This is a genomic window from Brevinema andersonii, assembly GCF_900112165.1.
Taxonomy (GTDB): domain Bacteria; phylum Spirochaetota; class Brevinematia; order Brevinematales; family Brevinemataceae; genus Brevinema; species Brevinema andersonii.
Genome location: NZ_FOKY01000001.1, coordinates 54,696 through 76,096, shown reverse-complemented (window position 1 = coordinate 76,096; position 21,401 = coordinate 54,696). Strand labels below are relative to the sequence as shown.

The following is a 21,401-nucleotide window of genomic DNA, read 5'->3' as shown; positions in this document are numbered from 1 at the left end:
AAAAGTATAGGAGTGTTTTGTGAAGTATACAAACTCAAATCACGGCAAATATACAGTTATAAAAGTGGAAGAAAATTTAGTCAATGATCCTATTGCTAATGAATTCAAACAAGTAATTTATGATCTGATGGACAAGGGTGAAAAATATATCGCGATCGACTGTTCCGATATGCAGTTTATCGGCAGTGCTGGCATTGGTAAGTTACTGCTTGCTTACAAAAGAATGAGCGAATTAGGTGGAACTATTGCTATTGTTAATCTTCATCCTGACATGAAAGATTTATTTGTTGCTTTTAAATTACAGGATTTTTTAACTATTTGTGATAGCCTGGATGATCTTTAGCATTTTATGCTCGTGATTTTAGGTTTTTTTATTGGAGTAGCTGTTTCATTAGCGGGAATATTTCTTTTTCGTCGTTATGTTAATCATCAGTCATTATTATTCCTAAATTTTTATCAGGATATTTTTAAAAATGTTGTTTCTGATCAAATTATTCTTCGTTTTAGAAAAAAAATATTACGTGAATTTCCAAAACTTAAAGATTATCGAATTTATGTTCTACACAGTTCAAAAATTATTGCTTCTTACCCACATGCAAGTACTTATTTAAGTAGCTCTGCTGAAGAAATTAATGTTCTTATCAAAAAAAGTTTGCATCGAGAGATTCGCTTGTCCTCTAACTATTATTTGAGTTTTGTAAAATCTTCAGATCAAGTTATTATTGCACGTGGATATCATATTCCTATTCTGAATATCAAAATACTTATTTTAGCTTTTTTCCCTGCTAAAACCTATTTATCCCATTCTCAGAAGCAATCTTTGCATGTCATTAATACAGTATTTTCACTAACTTTATTTTCTTTGGAAGCAGTGCGTGACTATAAAGACCTTATAAAACTAGTCCAAGAAATATTTTGGGATTCTCCTTATGCGGTTGGCTTTTGTACACCCAAAGGTGAATTAGTGTTAGGTAATGATGCGCTCTACCAGCTTTTTCAAGGTTCTATTCCTAATTTCAGAGAGCTTGCCGATCCTGAGGTTTTTTTGCTGCTGATCGATGGCAAGCGTATTGGTAAAACTTTTTCATTTCGCGGCAAAAATGTTCGTTTAGAAGCTTATCCTTTGAGCAATAAGAATTTTTTAGTGACGCGGTGCCTTTTTGTTTTTTATGATGAGCAAATAGAAAGAAAACGTACCATACTTGGCGAAACAAATACATTACGGCGCTTTGCTGGAGGGAATCCAGCAATTGGTACGGCTATGTTCACTACAGATGGGACACTACTTTATTCCAATGAGGCGTTTATGAACAGCCTTCATATTCTTAAAGCACGTGAGGCAAAACAAAAAAATATTTATGATTTATTTAAATTGACGGAACCGGAATTCCAAAAAGTTGTTGAAGTCGTAAGTCAAGGTCATGAAGTCCTTAAAAATATTTCCTCTATCGAGCGGGAACAGGAATTTTCTGTTCGGTTCAAGGGTATGGTTTTTGGCGAGCAGACTATTGTCGAAGTGATGCTCGAACAAGAAAATTTTTTTAATGAAAATTATTCTTTTCTTGATAAGGAAACTCAGGAGATTTATGAAGAACTTCATACTGCCCGTAGCGTTCAGGAGCATATCCTTTCACTTCCGACAATTTATACTCCAGGGATCAGCGTGGATACATTATATGCACCATCCCGCCAACTAAGCGGTGACTTTTTTTCTGTAGTGCCTTTTGGAGACCGGTATATGGGGTTTTTGATGGCAGATGTTTCCGGGCATGGAGTTTCTGCTTCATTGATCACGGCTGCACTGAAAATATTAATCGAGTTTGCTCCCAATGAACCTGATCAGCTTCCTAAAATTATTTCCTATCTTAATACTTACTTGGAAGACATCCTACCTGAAGGTAGTTTTGTGACCTTATTTTATGGAATTTTAAATCTCGATGATTATACCTTCCGTTATATTAATTGCGGGCATCCGTTTCCTATTCTGGAGGATCAAACTCTCAATGAAACAAAAATCCTTGAAGGTATGGGATTTCCTTTGGGTGGTCTTTTGAATGTTTCTTTTGATGAGCTGATTCGTACCATCCAAATGCCTGCAAAAGGTAAACTTTTCTTTTATACGGATGGACTTTTGCAACATTTGTCAGGCTCCATGAAAGATAAACTCGATAAAATGAGGACTGTTATCGAACAAAACCGTAAACAAAATGATAAAACACTTCTTAGTACGGTTTATCATCGGTTTGTGGCTCGGAATACCAATATTCCTGAAGACGATGTCAGTATGATGCTTGTTGGCTTTGACCGCAAAAGAACTCGTAAGCATAGTTTAGCGATTTCTTCTACTTTAATCGAAGTGGATACAGCTATTGCTCGCATTGGTGAGTATATTCAAAAAGAAGCCCATTTGCTGCCTAATGTATACTGGCGTTTGCATACGGCTTTTTATGAGGTGCTGTTGAATGCTGTTGTACATGGTAACAAGTATAATACTCAGAAAAAAGTGTTTATTAGTTATCGCATTACTGATGATTTAATTATTATCCGCGTACGAGATGAGGGTAGTGGGTTTAACTCCCAGCAGATTGCTGATCCTCTCGATCAGCAAAACGTACTGAAAGCTTTCGGGCGCGGGATTAAAATGATCAATACTCTTGCCGATAAAGTAAAATTCAATGAAAAAGGAAACGAAATTACTTTGTTTTTTTATATTAAAGAGAAAAATTCATGAAAATTTATCATCAACCTATTTTAGCAACAACAATTATTGAGGCATTTAGATTATCTGAATCTAGTATTGTTGCTGACCTTACAACTGGAGAAGGCGGCCACTCAGAATTGATTGCTCCTTTAATTCAGAATGGCAAACTTTTTTGTATGGATAGGGATAATGAAATATTGTCTATTGCACGTTCTCGATTAAATAAGTTTACTCATGTTGAGTATGTGTGTGATACTTATAATAATTTGACAACACGGCGTTTGGAGGTTGGATTTCCTTTATTTGATGGTATCTTAGTTGATATGGGTATATCAATGTTTCATTTTAAGGGGGTGCAGCGTGGATTTTCTTTTGAGGATGATAATTTGGACATGAGGCTTAACCCCGAACTCACCCTAACAGCTGAAAAAATTATTAATACATTTTCAGAAAAGGATTTATCAGATATTTTTTATTATTATGGTGAAGAATTTTCTTCGCGGAGATTTGCACAGGCTGTTGTCCGGCAACGCCCTTTTTTTTCTGCAAAAGATCTGGCTCAATGTATTCGTCATGCGGCTAATCGAAAAACAAAAACTCATCCTGCAACAAAAATTTTTCAAGCTTTACGGATATATGTTAATGATGAGCTGGAAATTGCCGAAAATTTTTTAAAAGAAGCCGTAAATAATCTAGCTCCAGGAGGCACATTGGCAATTTTAACATTTCATTCTTTAGAAGACCGAATTGTTAAGAATGCTTTTAAAGAATTTGCAGCAAAAAAATTAGGTAATATGCTTAATAAAAAGCCTATTATTCCTGATTTTGGTGAAATTCGCAATAATCCTGCAGCTCGCAGTGCTAAATTAAGGATATTTAAGAGGAATTTATGCATTTAGGAAAATTTTTCTTTATTTTGGGAGTATTTATTTGTTATGGACTTTTATTCTCTGCACAGCGTATGGAAACTCGAGAAAAAGATAATGAAATTAAAACACTAACTAGAGAAATCGAACTACTCAATGCCCGTAAACAAGAATTAACGGTATTGATCCGTGATGAAAGAGAACGATTAGTGCTTCAATCTAAAAAGTTAGGAGTGCCTTTATCACCTAAAGATATCGTTATTATTCAATAAAGATTTCTAATTTAAGTAAGTTTTTAAGAAGTTTCTATAAAATCCGATAATTTCTGTAAGGATATTATATGCGATTGTTTTGGATTATTATTTTTTTTCTCTTACCTTTCAACAACTATGCTACGATGCTTTTTGTTAATTCTACACCCATAGGTGCTGATGTTTACGTGCAGCAGGGTAAAAAGAATAATATTGTATCGAAAAAATTAGGAGTAACCCCTATGAAGTTTGAAGCTGTTAGTAATTTGACATTGGTGGTACATAAGAAAAATCATGTCCCTGTGACGAACAGCATAAAAATAAGCCAAAAATCGGTTCAAAATTATGAAGCAGTTTTGGAACCGCTTTCTTTTGTTTTGAGCCTTCCTCAGGAAAGTGGTGCTTTATATGTGAATAAGAAATTTTATAGCGCCTTGGATGGCGATTTGGTTCTTCCTTATGGTAATTATAATATCAACTTTAATAGAAGAACGCAAGCATTAGGTGTTAGCTATAAGAGCCCTTATACTCCTTTAGTTGGTTTTTTTACTACAACAACTATTTTATCTTTGGGAGCTGTTATTTTGGGTAGTGTTATGGGTGCTCAATGTTATAATCGATTTTATCATGCCAACACAGCCGAAGAAGCACTTGAATCCCTAGGAAAAACAGCATCTTGGGATAGTGTGACTTGGACAGGAATAGGAGTGGGTTCGGCGAGTGTGATAGGGCTTGGGATCTTTGGAGCATTGGAAGCAAAAGAAAGAAAACGTATTAAACGGTTTAATGGAATGAATCGGAAATATGATATTTCAAACGATTTAAAAGAATTTTCACAAATCGTTGAAGCTTATGCTTCGGATCCTATGGTTATGGAATCTCAACTCACTAGATTTATTCAGGTTTATACAAAAGAAGATTCCCGTTTTGTTCCTAAAGTTTACTTAAAACGTGCTAATCTTTATGTGTTACAGAAAAATAATAAAAAAGCATTGGATGATCTTTCCAAATTAATAAAAGATTTTCCGACATTTGAAACATGTGAAACTGCTCAAAAGTTGATAGGTGATATATATTTTAAAAATAAAGAATTCGAAAAAGCATACCAGGCATACAGAACAAGTGAGCAATTTGAATATAATTATGCTTATGAAGATATTCATATGAAAACGTTGGAAAGCTTATATGAAAGTTTTTTGATTAATAAAAAATATAAAGATATTTTATTGACAGAAATGAATCAGACATTAAAGAATCGTAAAATTTCAAAAGAAAATAGAGAAAAAGTATTAATATGGCAGAAAAAGGTTGAAAATAAATAAAGCCTCTTAATTAAGAAGCTTTATGATATTGATCTAAAAAATTATTTTTTATTCCAACCATATTTTTTGAAGATTTTTTGTGCTTCTGGTGTTGAAAGAAATGCAATGAAATCATGAATTGATTGTTTAGCATTATTTTTAATGGCAACAGTTAACGGTCTTGAGATTGCTAGATCTTTTTTCAATAGCAACTGCATCTCCTAAATCATGAGAAAGAGCCTAATCTTCCCAAGTAATCCAAACATCAGCAGGATCTTGTGAATCTGTGAATTTTGCTCTTCCCATACCACTGTTGGGAACAAATGCAACAATTTGTTTTCGAAATTTTGCCATATCTTCAAAACATTATTAAGACGTCCGACAATATCTTCCCAAACACCTGTACTGCTTGTCTGACTGACACCTGCACCGTCGTTGAGACAATTTTTGCACCACTCGTAATTAAAGACCGGATTTCCTTTTTGTACCAGAATAATTGATTTGTGGAGATATAACAGACTAACATTTTCCTGTGTAAAATTTTTTCTGTGTGTTTTTAGAAAAGCTACTATTTGATTGTCTGAAGCCGAATAAAGAATGTCAGCATTTTTCAAAGCTTCGTCTTGCCGAGTTACTTGCGAACCAAACGTAATATTGACTGTAATTCCTGTCTGTTCTTTGAAAAGTTCTCCAGATTCTATTAATGTAGCGTGAGGACCTCCAAGACCGTATACATTGATAACTTCTTGTGCATACATGCTGTTAACAGATAGAGCTAACAGTAAAACTGATAATATATAGTTCATAAGAACCTCCTTTAAAGTTTTAATATAAACTAACTCAGTATAATTAATCATTTTTGTTTCTGTAAGTTTTCTAAATATAAAACCAAGGTTGACAAAATGATAAATATAATATAAGATATTATAGTAGAGGGTATAATTATATGAGATATTGTATACTTTTTATATTTTTTAATAGATTGTGCTCTTAATAATATTCAACAAAATTCTTATCCTGAAATATCAAATAATAATGATTTGCCAACTTCAGATTCTATAGTACCTGTAGAAGATATCTTAGTAAAGATTAGAATAAAGAGATACTCAGATAATGGAAAATTTAAACAATATTCTGTTTATGCAAGAAATCCTGGTATGTATATAACGTCTAGTGAATATTTATTATTTGAACCAAAGTATAATCAAACTCCAGGATATAATATGAGTATTCCGGGATTTGGATTCACATCGCACGAGGGGAGGATTTTCAACTGTCCTTATATAGAACATGAAAGTTTGATAATACCTAATTATCCTAAAAATAATCGTTTATTTATCCTACAAATTCACGTTGTCAATAAAGCTTATATATTTCATAGAAGAGAATTGGAAAACTTTTATTTCATTATACCTTCAACAAAAAAATTTGATCGTCAAATTCATAAACCTATAGCCAAGTTTGCTATTGAATTATTTCCAGATGTGTATAATAAATATCAAATAATATTTGATGGATTTGGAGAAAAATAAAAATGTTTTTTAGAGTTATAAATTTTATTAACTTTGGTAAAAAATCTTTGAGATAAGTTATTCTACCCCAAATACTTACTAGATTTTATAAAATGTTTGTTTTTATTTATAAAATCTCTCCCTATTTTAATAATAAAAAAGAATATTTTTATATAAAAATTCAACATTTTTCTTACAAGATTATAAGCATTTGCATCTTTTAAGTTTTATGAATCATAAATGCTAAGATGTATTTTAATATTTAGCGGATATACTATTCTTAGTTAATAGCCCTATAAGTTCCAAATTTTTAATACATTTTTTCTTATTAAGTATTTTGAAATGTAGTAATAAGCTTTTGTTTGACTTTCCCAGATTAAATGATTATTGATCTTTTTAGTAAGTGTTAACGAAGATTAGAAATATTACTTTGAAATTCTACTCTCTTAAAAAAGGTTTTTTTATTTGTATTTTTACTATATTGATAGTATCAATTCTTGTGTATAAATATATTGTTGCCAATTTAATTAATGCTTACGAAATTTTCAACATTATTTGCAATCATATCTAAACTATAGCTTTTTCCTTGATAGAGATCGATAGATAAAATTTCATAATCTTTTAATGATGTAGTGTTGGTAGCAAAAATTTCAAATTTATTGCCTTTTTTCATAAATAATCGATCATAAATATTCATAATATTATTAGGCATTTCTCTATAAAGCATAGAAATAAGAGTATTTTTATAAGGCAACCCAGCTTCAGCTAAAATCATAAGTGGTATGTTAGCAGGTGAAAATCCATAAGGTAGCTCTAATATTCCATTTGTTCCATCAAAAACCATAAACGGAAGAGGTACGGGATCTTCGAAGAACGAATCTACCATATCTTTAGGCAAATTAGATTCTTGAAGTCTTTGACTTAGTTCTGTGCTATAATGATCCGACTTGAATATAATAAGAGCATCAGGAAATTTATTTAAAATCATATTTTTTATGGAAATAAGACGTTCTGCATTAAAAATGTTTGCTTTCAGTAATTGTTTGGCATTATGTTTTTTTTCGTCTGCAAAATATGATAAAAAATGATCAATGTTCTCTGGATCTGGCAAATTATCTGTAAAAGCGCAGGAACCTCCATGACCTAAGTAAGTAAATCCAAAATAAAAAGGAATAATATTATCAGGAGTATTTTGTAATATTCGTGTAATATTTTTTTCATAGGTATTTGGATCGGTTCGACGACCAGTCCAATCGGAACCATATAATTGAAAATATTGCTTATCAAATTTCCAAAGTTTGTAATAGGTAGACAAACTATAAGTATTTTGCATACTTTCTAAGGCAATTGTGGTATACCCATACTCAGAAAGAATTCGTGGTAAAGTCGGATAAAAAACCTCGTTGCGTTTTGGATGAATCGAGTGATAAGCTCCTGTTAAAGATACAAATCGCGCCTGAAAACTGCCAAAAGTTTGATTAGGGCCTGTATAATTAAAGGGTTGGATAGTATCTAGATAAGATTTAGGAAAAGGATTTTTAGCAAATAGACTGTAAAAATGTTTGAAATCATAAAAAGATTCTACAATAATCATAATAATAGGACGTTTGTTTTTAGGTACGACACTAGGTGATAAAGAAGCAGGGTATTGAATACGTTGTTCTTCTAATTTTTTGAGATTTTTTAGTGATTCCAGGACTTCTTCTGGGTCAATATTGATATTAATAATTTTAGGCTCTACTTGTATTGCAGAAAGAACACCGTGACCAAAAAAATTAGCACGCGGATCTTGATGCCAAATGTCTACTTCTTTATTATAAGTAAGCATTTGATAGCATATTAAAATTCCTATTATTGATATGCTTTTTTGAAAAGTAGAAGCAGTAATCCAATTTTTAATCGCATATATAAGAAAATAGCATAAGTTAAAAAACCATAACAAAAATAAAAAACTATATCCTAATTTTTTAGGAATAGATGATACTTGAAGTAAAGTTAAAAAATTCCTCATTTCACTAATAAGAAAAGGTTTATTAAATATTTTAATGTAAAAATATTGTAATTCAAACGTGGGAAATAATAAAATAAATAATCCCAAAAAATAAATTTTTTTATTTCCTTTTGATAAAATAAATATTGTTAATGCAGAGATAAAAATAAATATGCTATCTTGTATAGCCAATGCTGCTTGAGGCATTTGAAAAAGAAATTGAAGATGGATCAATAAATAAATAATTTGAGATGATAAAATAATAAATAAGATTTTTTCAATCAATTTCATTAAATTATTCCTAAGTACAAACATATTATAGTATTTTATACAAAAAAATATTCATGGAATTTATAAGGAATAAATATATAAATAGTTTTGACATGATTCTATAACAGTTACTATTTCCTTCACTATTTAAAGGCGATAGTGAAATATATTTATAAAGACACAACTCCCCCGGCAAGACTCGAACTTGCGACCAAGTGATTAACAGTCACCTGCTCTACCGACTGAGCTACAGGGGAAAAATTTTTTTTTGAGTTGCCCGGGGTTCGAACCCGGGACCCCGTGATTAAAAGTCACGTGCTCTACCAACTGAGCTAGCAACCCAATCAACTATCAATAGTTTAACTTAAAATAGACTATTTTGTCAAGTATTTATCGGATTTATTTTGTATATTTTGCTTAATTTCCCAAACCGCATAAGTAGTGGGAGATGCTACAAAAATAGAAGAATAAACACCACTGATAATACCAATTATCATAAGAAATCCGAAGTTTTGTAAGCTATTGCCAGCCCAAACATAAATTGCTATAGCTACTATTAAAGTTGTCAAAGATGTTAATAAAGTACGTACCATACATTGCGTAATACTCTTATTAATAACTGGAGCCATATCTTCTTCTGGCAACAAGGCACTGTTTTCCCTAATACGGTCAAATATTACGATAGTATCGTTAATGGAATAACCTAAAATAGTTAAAATGGCGGCTGTTACTGTTAAATCTATAGGAACTCTGAAAAGAATAATGACAATTAATATCACTAAAATATCATGCAGAGAGGCTGCAATTGCTCCGATTCCATAAATAAAATCAAAACGAAACGCTACGTATATTAAAATAAGTAGTGATACTATTACTATTAATTTTATTGCTTGAAACGAAAAATCTTGTCCAACACTAGGACCTACAAAAGTTGATGATAAAATTTGTATTTTATCTGGATCAAAAGATCGCTTAACAATGTCCAAAAGATAGTCTCCGGACCCGTCTCGAGAAAGATCTGCAGGTGCTGTTAATAGAAAGCTTTGACCTATAGTGGCATCTTTCAATGTCGTGATAGAAATAGAAGAATTTGATAGTAGATTTCGTAATTCTTCAACTGTAGCAGGAGCTGTAAATTCGATACGTATTCCTCCAGCTAAATCGGTACCTAATACAAATCCTCCATTTAATTTGTAGCCAATAATACCTAAAATCAAGAATCCAAAAAATAAAAATAAAGAAATATAACGATAACCAATAAAGTTAACTTGAGAAAAGAAGTTTGAAGATTTTTCTTGCATAATCCGTCTCCTATAATTTGATTTCTTTATTTTTACCCATCATACTTTCAAGCAAAAGCTTTGTAATGAAAAGTGAAGTAAAAATATTCGACAAAATGCCAAACACCAACGTAAGACCGAATCCTTTAATAGATCCTGAACCGTAAACAGATAATACAATAGCAGCAATGAGCGTCGTAAGATTTGAATCCCAAATGGTAGTTGATGCATGCTCGTATGCATTGAAAAAGGCCGTTTTAAAATTTCGAGAACGTTTTTTTTCTTCGCGGATCCGTTCATAAATAATAATGTTAGCATCAACAGCCATTCCTATTGTTAACGCAATTCCAGCAATCCCTGCTAGGGTGAGGGTTGCTCCTACTGATGCTAAGAATGATAATAAGAAAAACAAATTAAAACAAACAGCTATCGCAGCAACAATACCAGGCATTTTATACCAAAAAATCATAAATAAAAGTACAGCAGAACCACCAAAAACTAATGCTTGAAAACCTCGTTTTATAGAATCTTCTCCTAATTGAGGTCCAATAATACGTTCTTCAATAATATCCAGCTTAACAGGGAGTGCACCAGCTTCGAGCACCATAGCAAGATAATTTGCTTCATTAAACCCAAAAGAACCGGAAATTTGGCCTTTACCACCGGATATCTCACTTTGAATTACAGGAGCACTCCGTACCCTATCATCAAGTACAATTGCAAACTGTTTCCCGATATTGTTACGTGTAATATCAGCGAACAGTTCTGTTCCTTCATCAGTTAATTCAAACGAAACAACATTTCTGCCTAAATTATCAGTTTCTGCTGAAGCGCGCTTGATCATGGTTCCGTCTATATCAACTTGTTTTTTTAAGAGATACCACCCTTTTAATTCCGGGATATCGGTTTGGTCATTTTCCCAGTAAGAAACCCATTCCGAATTTTCCGGCATAATAAACGCTGCTGGTAAATCATCACGAGATAAAAATCCATAACGCCCATCATACGGTACATTTTGATTAAGCAGACTGGAAGTGGCTTCTTCATTGACAAATCTAAATGTTAATTTTCCTACTTTAGAAAGTCCGTCTTTTAGAAGGTTAGGGTCACTGACGCCAGGTAACTCTATTGTTATTTTGTTGTCGTAAGTAAGACGAATAGAAGGTTCGGCAACTCCAAATGCGTCTATTCTATTTTTAATAATTTCCACAGCTCTCGATAAAGCCGCTTTTTCTTCGTCTTCGAAGATCTGATTTACTATTTCTTCGTTATCATCGTTTTGACGCATCAGTTGCTCGCGTAAATCAGCTTGGTTAGGCACAGCAGCAACAAAAACACCACCTTGCAAATCCAGACCTAATGATAACGTTTTTGCCCTAATTTTTTTTAATTCCTGTACGAATTGTTTTGTTTCTATGTCAAATGTCTCAAGTTCTTCAGGAGATAATGCAATTAGTGCTCTATCTTCTGGAGTTAATTGAACATACCAAACATAAGTTGGATATAATCCCCATATAGCTAATAAAGACACTAATAGCAAGACAACATAACGAAAAATCGTATTCATCTACTACCCTCTTATTGGATTTTCCCGTCATTTAAAACACTAGCAATTCCACTTTTAGCTACTTCGAGCTTTGAATCGAGAGACTTAATATACACAGTTTTTTCTCCAATAAAATCCACAGTACCAACCACATGCCCTACTGTGACAATTTTATCTCCTTGTTTCAAACTGTCAATTTGTTTTTGGAGCTTTTTACGCCGTTTGCTTTCTGGAAGAAAAACCAGCAAGTACATGAAAACAATAATCAAAATCATCGGCAGGAAGGACATTAAGCCTCTGCTTGAATCTGAACCAGATGGGGTTCCTGCAACAGGTGCCAATTGAAAAAACAATCCTAACATAAAAACTCCTTATTATTCTAATAACTTATCTCAATACAGTAAATATGAGCACAATATTTTAACATTTTTCTTAATTTATGTCAATTAAGAAAATTTTTTTCAATTTACTATCATATTCAAAGAATTAAATGATATTCAGAATTACAAAAATATGTTGGGAGAAACTCAAAATGTAATATTTTTAGTAATAATTAGGTGATAAAAACAAAATGTAACTTTCTTTAACAAGAGTAAAGATGAGTTTGTCTATAAACAAATGCTAGTTAATTAGTAGTGTCTTGACATATAAATTAATATGATGTATAATTTGTAACCATTAATATTAGGGAGAAATCAATATGATACTAAAAAAAAAAATTATTTAATGGTATTGCTATTCAGTTATTGTTTCCCTCCCCTCATCTTGTTAAAATATATATTTCTCATGCCACAGTTCCTGCTATGCAATTCTTTTCTGATGCTGCTAAAAATCCAGACATTCTTAAACTTATATATACTCCGCGCTTTACTAATAATTTTAATGCTATAGATAATATTAGAAAACATGATAATATTGACTCTCTTCTCCTTAATATTAAACAAATATTAAAAAAGTATCCATCTGTAAAAATAGAACTTCATACACAAATCCACCCTTTTAAGATGTATTCAGATGTATTGAGAGCTATTCCGACTAACAGACTTTTTCATGTATATGTTTATGATGATGGCTCTGAAGATTATGTTAATTTTTACATCAATAAAAAAACAGGCAGACAAAAAGAAGTGCTCAAGGCTAGTGATGAAGCATGGCAAAAATTTTTTTCAGGCGAATCGAATTTAATTGGTCATCGAAATATGATTGCAAAATATCTTCCTGTTACGCATTACATGTTGAGACCAGATTATTTAGACCACAGTGATATGAAGATCGTTAAAGATGCAATGACTCAAAATAATGCTCAAATAAAAAAAATTGATTTTGATAATTTAAGAATGCAGTTGTCAGAATTAGAGAAAAAAAGGTATTTTAAATATATAGGTTTTAATTATAAAAAAATAAAAAAAATATTATGTCAATCATCAAATTTCTCTTTTGTTTTTACTGGAAGTGCCGTATATGACGATCCACAAAGAGCACAAAAATTTGTTGAAGAGCAAATTAATATGATTAAAAATGTTATACAACCAGAAGGAATTTTACACAAATATTTAAATGGAAAAACTTATGATTTTTTTCTCAAGCTGCATCCTCACGGGGGAGACAGCAATAAAAAAACTAAAAACGCATTTCCTGATTTTCCAAATATTCCAAACTTCATAGGATATGAAGCGTTAATTGTGTCTGGTTTGATTCCCGATAGAACAGGTGGATTTCTGAGCTCTTTATATTTTAATCTGCCTAAAGAGAAAATTGCATTTTTAGTGGCTAGTGTAGACAAAACAGAATGGGATGATCCTTTAGTGCAAGTTATGATAGAATTGGGAATTATTAGAGAATCCTCCATCTATTTTTTATCTGACTTAAAACTTCTCAATTAATTAGGTTGATAATTGCTCAGGAAGCTCATGATTTTCTTTGCACCTTCTTGCAAAGCAAGGTCTAATTCTTGTGCTTGATTTGTGATAGCATTTGAATAAGAGAGGTGCCATAGCAAAAATTCTTCATTCTGTCCATAAGCCATACCATATCCCAAAGTGGTCGCTGGATTGTAAATCAACACTCCTACTAATGGAGAATTACCTAATGAGGAAGTTGAAAAGAAATTCTCCGACTCAGCTTTGTATGCTTTGCTATTGAAAAAATCGTAGATAACAGAACGATCTGTCTCATTTGTAAGAATATTGGTATCAATAAGCTTCAACCCTAAAAGATGCCGATCCACACCATGTCCATTTTTACAGGCTTTTATTCGCTGCTTGTGTTCTTCTATGGCTTTATTGAAAAGCTTAAAAAGCTCTTCTTGACTGGTATCATTCTTAAGAAGCGCTAATGCAAACTGCCACATTTCCCATGAAAGTGCTCTTACACACTCTGTACGTCCATTACGGAAATGGGGGATTGCAACTGCTTCATAAATACTTCGAGGTTCTTTCATAACTTTTGCCATGGCATAAATATGAATCATTTGAGTCAACGCATCGACACTGTATTTTGTTAGCACATCTTTGGAAAAACGAGATTTTATCAGTCGGATAGATATTTGTGCTGCTTCTTTATTGTACTGCAATTGGAAATCTATTAATTGCTTTTTCTGTTCTTCGCTGAGATTTTCTTTAATGAGCTGCGGTGATTTTTTAGGATATTGTTTTTTTTCATTTTGATCCATGTAATCTTTTACATGCTTTAAAATGGAAACAAGTGTTCCCGCATCTTGATAAGTATGCTCAAAGTTTGCCCATAATGTATTATCAAAAATATTGAAGATAAAGTGCATCGACTTGAAAGGCCAGCCATGACTGCCATTTAAAAACATGGCCTTATGAAGCTTTTCATCTGTAGTGATCGTTTTAGCATCGATCAAAGTAACAACGAAAAGTGCATTTTCTATTACTGAAAAATATTCTTTTTCGGTCTCCAGAAGATTTTCTCGCCATATAGCAGCAGTTTCGCTGGGCATAAATCCCATAGTCGAAAGTGTAATTTCTTTATTATGGTCGTTATTTCTAAATAAATTTTCAAAATCTGGCAGGCAGACTATATCGAAATTATTATCTAATATCTCGATTTTATAAAGTCTGTCCTGATAATAGATAGCAATATGTCTACTTTCCTTGGCGAAATGACCTACATCTATACCTTTTTGAGGAATACGGCAATATCCACCTAGAATTGCAAATTGACTCATATCGATCGCTGTGCCGCGATTATCGGTTTCTTGTGGATATTGAACTTTTTGCCATAAAGACGCTTGAAGGCTTAATCCTGCTACAAAATCGGTTAAAAAATTAATATCTTTTTTTTCTCTAGGCAGAATTTCGATAGTAAAATTTGTCGAAAGAGTAAGCGATTCACGGCCTTCCAAGTATGAATCGATCCAATCCTGATAAAGCCAACTTGTCACTGTGTTTTGCTGTTTGTCTATTAAGGCTGCCTGTAATTTTTCTGCCGATTTTCGAAAATTATCCGTTAAAATTTTTGTTTCTTGATACTCTATATCGTTAACAAAAGGACATGACCAACGAATAAATTTTTCTGTTGTTTCTTCCAACGAAGGTATTGGTAATTTTTGCATATAAACCTCTGGGATTAATCTTTTTCTAGAGTTAATTTAATACTCCATGCCAAGAATACTATCGCAAAAACAACAAGTACCGTTTGAACAATTTGTTGAGTTACTGTTAATCCTAAATATATAGGTTCCATGTTAATCCTCCAGATTGGGTCTGCTATGATCTTTTCTCATCTGCCTAATAAGCGCTGAGCTCATCAGGAAAATAAGGAAAACGAACGGAAAGCCTGCAAAAGATCCTACAGCTTTTATGCCTTCTATGCTGCCTGTTACTACAACAGCAAAAGCAACTAAAGCCATAAAAATAGACCAAATAATAGTTTTTATTTTGGATTCTGATTTTCCATCGTGACTTGTCATGATTCCCAGTGAAATTGCTGCGCTTGTTACTGTTGTGATAACAAAGCTTAAAAATAGTAAAGCAACAACCACTTTTGTGATGCTGGAAAACGGCAGAAGATTCAAAAGATAGTAGATGGTGCCTTCATAGCCTCCCGAATTGCCTATTTCTGCAACAACTCCTGTTCCTTCTATGGTGTCGACCAAAGCAAATCCTGAAAAAATCGAAAACCATACAATCATAAATCCTGTAGGAGCTAAAATAGCGGCTAATAAAAATTCTTTTATCGTGCGCCCTTTTGAAATTTTTGCAAGAAACGCTCCGACAAAAGGCATCCAAGTAATCCACCAAACCCAATAAGAAAGTGGATACCAAATAAGCCAATCACGCTTGCGGAATAGATATAATTCAAATCCGTAAGGAATTGTTTCTGTGATGATTTTTCCAATAGTATTTACCATAACGCTCATAAAATACTGCGTTGGACCTACAAGGAAAACATATATCATCAACGCAATTGCAATATACATAGTCCAATCGCCAAGGAATTTCATTCCTTGTTGGATCGGCAGAACAGCAGCGCTCGTATAAATAACGAAAATAATTGCTAGAATGATAATTTTTATCAGATTTCCCTGCAAATCGATACCGGAAATAATTTTGAAACCGGCAGTAACTTGAGTGGTGGCCATTGCTATCGAAGAAGATACGGAAAGTGCTATCGAAACCACTGCAACTCCAGCGGCCAAAGCTGCTAAGGGTTTAGTCCAAGATTTTTTATGAAATCCAATCTCAAGCGATGCTGCAGGCGTGAAATCACCATTTTTTTGATAAGCAAAGTATGCAACAATCAAGCCTCCTAAGGCATATAGAGCCCATGCTGGCAGCCCCCATACCCATAAAGCAAGCGACATCGCATTTTCAGCGGCATCACCTGGATTGTAGCCAGCTGCAATACCAATAGGTGATTGAAAATAGTGCCAAAGAGCTTCGATCGGTCCGTAAAAAACGATTCCTACACCTATTCCGGCTGTAAAAAGCATTGCCATCCATGAATAAAAACTATATTCCGGTACAGCATTTGCTCCGCCCAGCCGTATATTTCCGTATTTCGAGAATGCAATGATAAAACATAAAATCAGCGCCGCTAACGGTATCCAAATAATAAACCAATCGTAAGTTTTGTAGAAAAAAGCTGTCGCACTAACAATGGCGTTTGTAAGCTGTACAGGCCAGATTAAAGCAATAATGGCTAAAACAGCAACGATTGGTGCTGTTGCGATAAACAATTTGCTTGATGTGATAGATTTTTTGAGCTCAGAGTCCATAGTTTCCTCCTTTTTATGTGAAGTGAAAAATAAACCTCACAATAAATTTTAACATAAAATAAATTCATATGTCAAAAAAATAATTTAAATTATAATAATATATTTATTCATCTTGACAAAAAATAAAACCCATATTACAATATATTAATATTTTATCATATGGAAATTCATATGCGTATTGTAATTAGCGGAGCTACAGGGTTTCTTGGATCCTTTCTGCGAAAAAAATTCGCTCAAAATCATCAAGTAATTTCTATTGTTCGGAATACCGATCATTGCCCCCAACCCTGCATCCTAGCTGATAGACTCCAAAGTATGCTGTTGTTCAAGCCGGATATTGTTATTCATACCGCAGCAAGTTACGGTCGCCAACAAGAATCCAAGAAGGAAATATATAATACAAATATTCTCTTCTCTCAAAGCCTTCTTGAGTATGCTGTAGAATCAGGAGTTCGTCTGTTTATCAATATTGGCACCTATCTCTCGCCCGAGATTAATTATTATGCTTATACCAAACACCAATTTAGTGCTTTAGGCATGGACATAGCAAAAAATACTGATACGTGTTTTCTTGATCTGCATTGCAATCACTTTTACGGATATGGGGCTGGACCGGCTAATTTTCTTTACTATGTTGCTTCAAATTGCAGACAAAATAATGATATAGAGCTTACATCTGGCACCCAAAAGCGCGATTTTATTTATATAGAAGATTTTTTTTGTATATTAGATTTAATAATTAATAATCAAGCATGCTATCAAGAATCCCTTGTTGTTCCTGTTGGTTCTGGGGAATCACCTGTAGTGCGTAGTGTAGTTGAATATATTCACTATTTATTACAAGCTGAAAACAAGCTTCTTTTTGGAGCTCTTCCTCTCCGTGATCATGAAACGGATAGCTGTGTTAATATTGAATTTCTGCAGAAAATAGGGTTTCAGTTGCGATATTCTTGGAAGTTGGGAATTTACGATTGGTTTGCAAAAGAAGGTTGGATAATGTCGTAAATATTTTTACTATTTTTATCTATGTAGATATAGCTATTAAAAAATGCTATTATCATATTTTTAAAGTTAATATATGATTAAATTCCGATTTGTTTGTATACCTTAAACATAGAGGAGAATCTTAATGAGCAAAAATTTTTATTTATTGGCAATATTAGGGGTATTTTAGTTGTTGATGCTAATGTAGCTATTGGTACTAATAATTTTGTCTTGAAAGTTGGTGGCGGTTTGGACGTGAGTTTGATGAAAGCCAAATCTGGCAATAATTTTGTGACCCCTGACAATGGTCAAATATGTTCACATGCTAATTTATTAGGTGGAAACTTTACTGCAGATATTGGTTATCAGTATTTTAATGTTTCAGGAATTTCTGTGTATGGGGTTGATTTACTGGGGAGTTTTGGGTTTTTTGTTAGAAAACATCTGTGCTTCTAATTTTTATTTGTTAGTTGGAGACACTGATCCTTTTCTTAAAAAAATGTATGTTTCTTTAAGTTCTGCTTATTCTGCCAACAGACAATTTGCTAATTCGAAATTTATGGTTGATATTCTGGGTGTGACCTCTTCTTTTGGAAATCTCAAAGGAAGCGTAAGTCGCAGAAGCTCATCAAACAGAAAAAGTTGAATTTCCTGGAGGTGGTTTTGGAGCATAGGCGTAGATTTGCCTTTAGGGGTTTCGATTCATTATGAATAGTGGTTTTGTATTCAGATTTCGTCATTCTATTTCTTTTTTTTGTTGCCTGCTTATAATACAAAAGATGGCTTTAATCTCCTTTAAGGAGATCGTTCCTATCATTTTCTAAACTATCAATTGAATGTTTCGCTAGGATTTATGATAGTAGAATAATCAATAAAAATTATAAAAGGATACCTATTTAAGGTATCCTTTTATAAATAAAAACCTAAATTTATATTTAAGTCTATTGGGGCCCGGTGGGCATCGAACCCACGACCCACCGATTATGAGTCGGTTGCTCTAACCGTCTGAGCTACAGGCCCAATACCTCATTATTATATACTATTTTTTTTATTTTTTCAAGCAAAAAAAGAATTTTTATAATATTTGTCATTTTATTTGAAATTGTGCTATACTATTTAAAAAAAGGAAATAGTAAGATGTCGGAAAAATCTATCGTATTTGTTGTCGAAGGTATGCACTGTACTGCTTGTGCTAGCAGGCTGGAAAAACAACTTTCTCAAGAAAAAGGGATTAATTCTATTAATGTTAATTTTGCTTCTGGAACAGCAGTCGTACAGTTTAATGATCAAATGATTTCTCGGGATACTATTGTCAATCAGGCTAATAGGATGGGATTTCATCTTTTTCCTGATTTCGAATACCAATCATTGGATGCATCGCTTCAGCCGTTGTTATTCAAAGTATTGTTGTCATGGTTTTTTACAGTTCTGTCTGTTTTGCTTATGTATGCTCCTCATTTTTTTAATCTGCACTTTTCTAAAATGATGCATTCTGCTATTGGGTTTACTATTGCTGGGTTTACGATTTTGATTCCTGGTATGGGTATTTTAAAAGCAGCAGTTTCTTCGCTCAAGACAGCCACTTTGGGAATGGATGTGTTGATCAGTTTGGGAGCGCTTACGGCTTGGATTAGTTCGCTGCTGCCGCTATTGGGATTAGATATTGCTGACTATTCGATGACTGCTACGATGTTGATAACTGTTAATATGACGGGACGCTTGCTGGAGACGTTTGCGCGCGGTAAAGCTTCGGGCGCTGTTGCTGCTTTAGCTAATTTTGGTGCTAAAACCGCTTTCAAGCAGATTTCTCCAACGGAAGTTGTTGAAGTTCCAATTTCGCAGCTGAAAGTGGGAGATCTTGTCCAGGTTAAGGCAGGAGAAAAAATTCCTGTCGACGGTATGATTATGTCTGGAAATACAAGCACTGATGAAAGCTTTCTTACTGGGGAATCACTGCCGGTAGAAAAACGTCCTAATGATTTTGTTTTTGGAGCATCTTTAAATCTGGAAGGCTTTATTGTGGTTCGTGTAGAAAAATTAGCAGATCAATCTTTTTTAGCGCAGACTATTAAATTAATTCAAGAGGCTCAGGGAACAAAAATTCCTATTCAAATCCTTGCCGATAAAATTACTGGTATTTTTGTTCCTATTATTTTGATGCTTTCTTTTCTGGCATTTGCTATATGGTTTGCATTTCCAGAAGCGATTCCTGGACTTTTGGAAAATTTAGGTATAGAATATCATTCAAATGGACGTTTAGCAGCAGCAATTTCTGCAGCTATTGCGGTTTTGGTGATTGCATGCCCTTGTGCACTTGGGCTTGCGACTCCAATGGCATTAGTCAATGGTTCTGCTTTGGGAGCGCGGAAAGGTATTTTGATCAGACGAGGAGCGGCAATCCAGCAATTGAATGATATTCAAATCCTAGCTCTTGACAAAACCGGTACGCTCACAGAGGGTAGGCCGAAAGTAATGTCTGTTTTTTCAGCATCGGCAATAGAAAAAGAAATTATCAGTATCTTATCAGGGTTGGAAAAGCAGTCAGAACATCCGTTAGCATATGCTATTAGCGCCTACGCAAAGGAAAACAATATTATGCCTGCCCTATTCGAAACGTCCCGAACATCTCCTGGGCAAGGTATTTTCGGAACATATCAAGACATGGACTGGTTTGCGGGCTCGCTTAAAGCTACCATAGAACAAGGTATCGAAATTCCGGCTATACTTGTTCAGTCCGTAGATCTTGCTCGTGAAAAAGGTGAAACATTAGTTTGCTTGTCCGATATGACCCAAAAAAAATGCGAAGCAATTGTAAGTTTTGCCGATAAATTAAAACAGAGTACTGCTACTGCTATTTCTGAGCTTAAAAATATGAAACTGAAAATTATGATGATTACAGGAGATCATAAAAGTGCAGCTGCCGCTATTGCAGAAGAGTTAGATATTCATTCTGTTATTGATGAGGCCTCTCCTAAATTGAAACTTGAGACAATTCAATCAATGCAAAATCAGGATTATAAAGTATGTTTTGTAGGAGACGGCATTAATGATGCTGCTGCTTTGGAAGCTGCGGATGTTGGTGTTGCTATAGGTACAGGAACTGATATTGCTGCTGAAGCCGGAGATATTATTTTAGTTTCCGGGACTTTGGTATCATTAGTTTCTTGTTTTCGGTTAGCACAAGCTACTTTTACAAAGATCAAGCAGAATCTTTTTTGGGCATTTTTTTATAATGTGATTGCGATACCACTGGCATTTTTAGGATTGCTGCATCCTGTTGTGGCAGAAGTAGCAATGAGTTTCAGCTCCTTAACAGTGATTATAAATTCTGTTTTGCTTTCACGCCAGAAAATTTAAATAAACCTAAAATAAACTTGAAAAAATAAAAAAAATAGTATATAATGACTCTTGAATTAATCCCTTTTGGTGAGTATCCAAAAGAAAAATCAATAAAAGGAT

17 protein-coding genes, 3 tRNA genes and 1 pseudogene are annotated in these 21,401 nt (G+C 33.5%); 11 read left to right on the top strand and 10 right to left on the bottom strand.

Annotated elements, in window-relative coordinates; all coding sequences use genetic code 11:
- Positions 1-19: 19 nt before the first annotated feature.
- The 5 genes from BM018_RS00395 (at position 20) to BM018_RS00375 (ending at position 5,140) form a co-directional block, all read left to right on the top strand.
- Positions 20-343 carry an STAS domain-containing protein gene (locus BM018_RS00395; protein ID WP_092317032.1) on the top strand — a complete coding sequence of 108 codons (324 nt, stop codon included), beginning with the start codon at positions 20-22 and terminating at the stop codon, positions 341-343.
- 6 nt (positions 344-349) lie between these two features.
- Positions 350-2,731: an ATP-binding SpoIIE family protein phosphatase gene (locus BM018_RS00390; protein ID WP_092317029.1), complete on the top strand. Its 2,382-nt coding sequence runs from the start codon at positions 350-352 to the stop codon at positions 2,729-2,731.
- Entirely contained in the window at positions 2,728-3,600 is an 873-nt protein-coding gene (gene rsmH, locus BM018_RS00385) for a 16S rRNA (cytosine(1402)-N(4))-methyltransferase RsmH (RefSeq protein WP_092317026.1), read from the top strand. The genes BM018_RS00390 and rsmH overlap by 4 nt, the downstream gene beginning before the upstream one ends.
- On the top strand, positions 3,591-3,839 hold the full coding sequence (locus tag BM018_RS00380; protein ID WP_092317023.1) for a hypothetical protein: 249 nt from the start codon (positions 3,591-3,593) through the stop codon (positions 3,837-3,839). Before rsmH ends, BM018_RS00380 begins: the two co-directional genes overlap by 10 nt.
- Before the next feature lie 68 nt (positions 3,840-3,907).
- Complete coding sequence (locus BM018_RS00375; RefSeq protein ID WP_092317020.1) at positions 3,908-5,140, top strand: tetratricopeptide repeat protein; 1,233 nt, start codon at positions 3,908-3,910, stop codon at positions 5,138-5,140.
- A gap of 41 nt (positions 5,141-5,181) precedes the next feature.
- On the opposite strand, the pseudogene BM018_RS00370 reads toward BM018_RS00375, so the two are convergent.
- Positions 5,182-5,877: pseudogene (locus BM018_RS00370) on the bottom strand (substrate-binding domain-containing protein).
- 282 nt (positions 5,878-6,159) lie between these two features.
- Here BM018_RS00370 and BM018_RS07535 point away from each other — a divergent pair.
- Positions 6,160-6,651, top strand: coding sequence for a hypothetical protein (locus BM018_RS07535; RefSeq protein WP_143280356.1), 492 nt, complete (start codon positions 6,160-6,162; stop codon positions 6,649-6,651).
- A gap of 502 nt (positions 6,652-7,153) precedes the next feature.
- On the opposite strand, the gene BM018_RS00360 is transcribed toward BM018_RS07535, so the two are convergent.
- From BM018_RS00360 to yajC, 6 genes are all read right to left on the bottom strand, one after another.
- On the bottom strand, positions 7,154-8,911 hold the full coding sequence (locus tag BM018_RS00360) for an LTA synthase family protein (RefSeq protein WP_092317011.1): 1,758 nt from the start codon (positions 8,909-8,911) through the stop codon (positions 7,154-7,156).
- A gap of 163 nt (positions 8,912-9,074) precedes the next feature.
- Positions 9,075-9,147, bottom strand: a tRNA-Asn gene (locus BM018_RS00355).
- 12 nt (positions 9,148-9,159) lie between these two features.
- A tRNA-Lys gene (locus tag BM018_RS00350) sits at positions 9,160-9,232 on the bottom strand.
- 32 nt (positions 9,233-9,264) lie between these two features.
- Positions 9,265-10,191: a protein translocase subunit SecF gene (secF, locus tag BM018_RS00345; protein ID WP_092317008.1), complete on the bottom strand. Its 927-nt coding sequence runs from the start codon at positions 10,189-10,191 to the stop codon at positions 9,265-9,267.
- A 10-nt stretch (positions 10,192-10,201) separates the two neighbouring features.
- The gene (secD, locus tag BM018_RS00340; protein WP_092317005.1) at positions 10,202-11,737 is read right to left on the bottom strand and encodes a protein translocase subunit SecD; all 1,536 of its coding nucleotides are present in this window, start codon (positions 11,735-11,737) and stop codon (positions 10,202-10,204) included.
- A gap of 11 nt (positions 11,738-11,748) precedes the next feature.
- Positions 11,749-12,078 (bottom strand): preprotein translocase subunit YajC, encoded by a 330-nt coding sequence (yajC, locus tag BM018_RS00335; protein ID WP_092317002.1) that lies wholly within the window; start codon positions 12,076-12,078, stop codon positions 11,749-11,751.
- 384 nt (positions 12,079-12,462) lie between these two features.
- Here yajC and BM018_RS00330 point away from each other — a divergent pair, with 384 nt between their 5' ends.
- Complete coding sequence (locus BM018_RS00330) at positions 12,463-13,599, top strand: hypothetical protein (RefSeq protein ID WP_268750978.1); 1,137 nt, start codon at positions 12,463-12,465, stop codon at positions 13,597-13,599.
- Here BM018_RS00330 and BM018_RS00325 read toward each other — a convergent pair.
- Positions 13,596-15,293, bottom strand: a complete 1,698-nt coding sequence (locus BM018_RS00325; RefSeq protein ID WP_092316996.1) for a choline/carnitine O-acyltransferase — start codon at positions 15,291-15,293, stop codon at positions 13,596-13,598. The two genes, BM018_RS00330 and BM018_RS00325, sit on opposite strands and share 4 nt — an antisense overlap.
- 132 nt (positions 15,294-15,425) lie before the next feature.
- The gene (locus tag BM018_RS00320) at positions 15,426-16,958 is read right to left on the bottom strand and encodes a BCCT family transporter (RefSeq protein ID WP_092316992.1); all 1,533 of its coding nucleotides are present in this window, start codon (positions 16,956-16,958) and stop codon (positions 15,426-15,428) included.
- Positions 16,959-17,129: 171 nt separating this feature from the next.
- On the opposite strand from BM018_RS00320, the gene BM018_RS00315 reads away from it, so the two are divergent.
- From BM018_RS00315 to BM018_RS00310, 3 genes are all read left to right on the top strand, one after another.
- Positions 17,130-17,963: an NAD-dependent epimerase/dehydratase family protein gene (locus tag BM018_RS00315; protein WP_159428099.1), complete on the top strand. Its 834-nt coding sequence runs from the start codon at positions 17,130-17,132 to the stop codon at positions 17,961-17,963.
- Positions 17,964-18,056: 93 nt separating this feature from the next.
- Positions 18,057-18,398 carry a cupredoxin domain-containing protein gene (locus BM018_RS07530; RefSeq protein ID WP_143280355.1) on the top strand — a complete coding sequence of 114 codons (342 nt, stop codon included), beginning with the start codon at positions 18,057-18,059 and terminating at the stop codon, positions 18,396-18,398.
- Positions 18,373-18,588, top strand: a complete 216-nt coding sequence (locus BM018_RS00310) for a hypothetical protein (protein ID WP_143280354.1) — start codon at positions 18,373-18,375, stop codon at positions 18,586-18,588. The genes BM018_RS07530 and BM018_RS00310 overlap by 26 nt, the downstream gene beginning before the upstream one ends.
- A 300-nt stretch (positions 18,589-18,888) precedes the next feature.
- Here the strand turns inward: BM018_RS00310 and BM018_RS00305 are convergent.
- A tRNA-Ile gene (locus BM018_RS00305) sits at positions 18,889-18,962 on the bottom strand.
- A gap of 117 nt (positions 18,963-19,079) precedes the next feature.
- Here BM018_RS00305 and BM018_RS00300 point away from each other — a divergent pair.
- On the top strand, positions 19,080-21,299 hold the full coding sequence (locus BM018_RS00300; protein WP_092316981.1) for a heavy metal translocating P-type ATPase: 2,220 nt from the start codon (positions 19,080-19,082) through the stop codon (positions 21,297-21,299).
- The last annotated feature ends 102 nt before the right edge of the window (positions 21,300-21,401 follow it).

Excerpts from the sequence above, each read along its gene's own strand:
- BM018_RS00390 (WP_092317029.1), top strand. The coding sequence starts at position 350 with ATGCTCGTGATTTTAGGTTTTTTTATTGGAGTAGCTGTTTCATTAGCG.
- rsmH (WP_092317026.1), top strand. The coding sequence starts at position 2,728 with ATGAAAATTTATCATCAACCTATTTTAGCAACAACAATTATTGAGGCA.
- BM018_RS00380 (WP_092317023.1), top strand. The coding sequence starts at position 3,591 with ATGCATTTAGGAAAATTTTTCTTTATTTTGGGAGTATTTATTTGTTAT.
- BM018_RS00375 (WP_092317020.1), top strand. The coding sequence starts at position 3,908 with ATGCGATTGTTTTGGATTATTATTTTTTTTCTCTTACCTTTCAACAAC.
- BM018_RS00360 (WP_092317011.1), bottom strand. The coding sequence starts at position 8,911 with ATGAAATTGATTGAAAAAATCTTATTTATTATTTTATCATCTCAAATT.
- secF (WP_092317008.1), bottom strand. The coding sequence starts at position 10,191 with ATGCAAGAAAAATCTTCAAACTTCTTTTCTCAAGTTAACTTTATTGGT.
- secD (WP_092317005.1), bottom strand. The coding sequence starts at position 11,737 with ATGAATACGATTTTTCGTTATGTTGTCTTGCTATTAGTGTCTTTATTA.
- yajC (WP_092317002.1), bottom strand. The coding sequence starts at position 12,078 with ATGTTAGGATTGTTTTTTCAATTGGCACCTGTTGCAGGAACCCCATCT.
- BM018_RS00325 (WP_092316996.1), bottom strand. The coding sequence starts at position 15,293 with ATGCAAAAATTACCAATACCTTCGTTGGAAGAAACAACAGAAAAATTT.
- BM018_RS00320 (WP_092316992.1), bottom strand. The coding sequence starts at position 16,958 with ATGGACTCTGAGCTCAAAAAATCTATCACATCAAGCAAATTGTTTATC.
- BM018_RS00315 (WP_159428099.1), top strand. The coding sequence starts at position 17,130 with ATGCGTATTGTAATTAGCGGAGCTACAGGGTTTCTTGGATCCTTTCTG.
- BM018_RS00300 (WP_092316981.1), top strand. The coding sequence starts at position 19,080 with ATGTCGGAAAAATCTATCGTATTTGTTGTCGAAGGTATGCACTGTACT.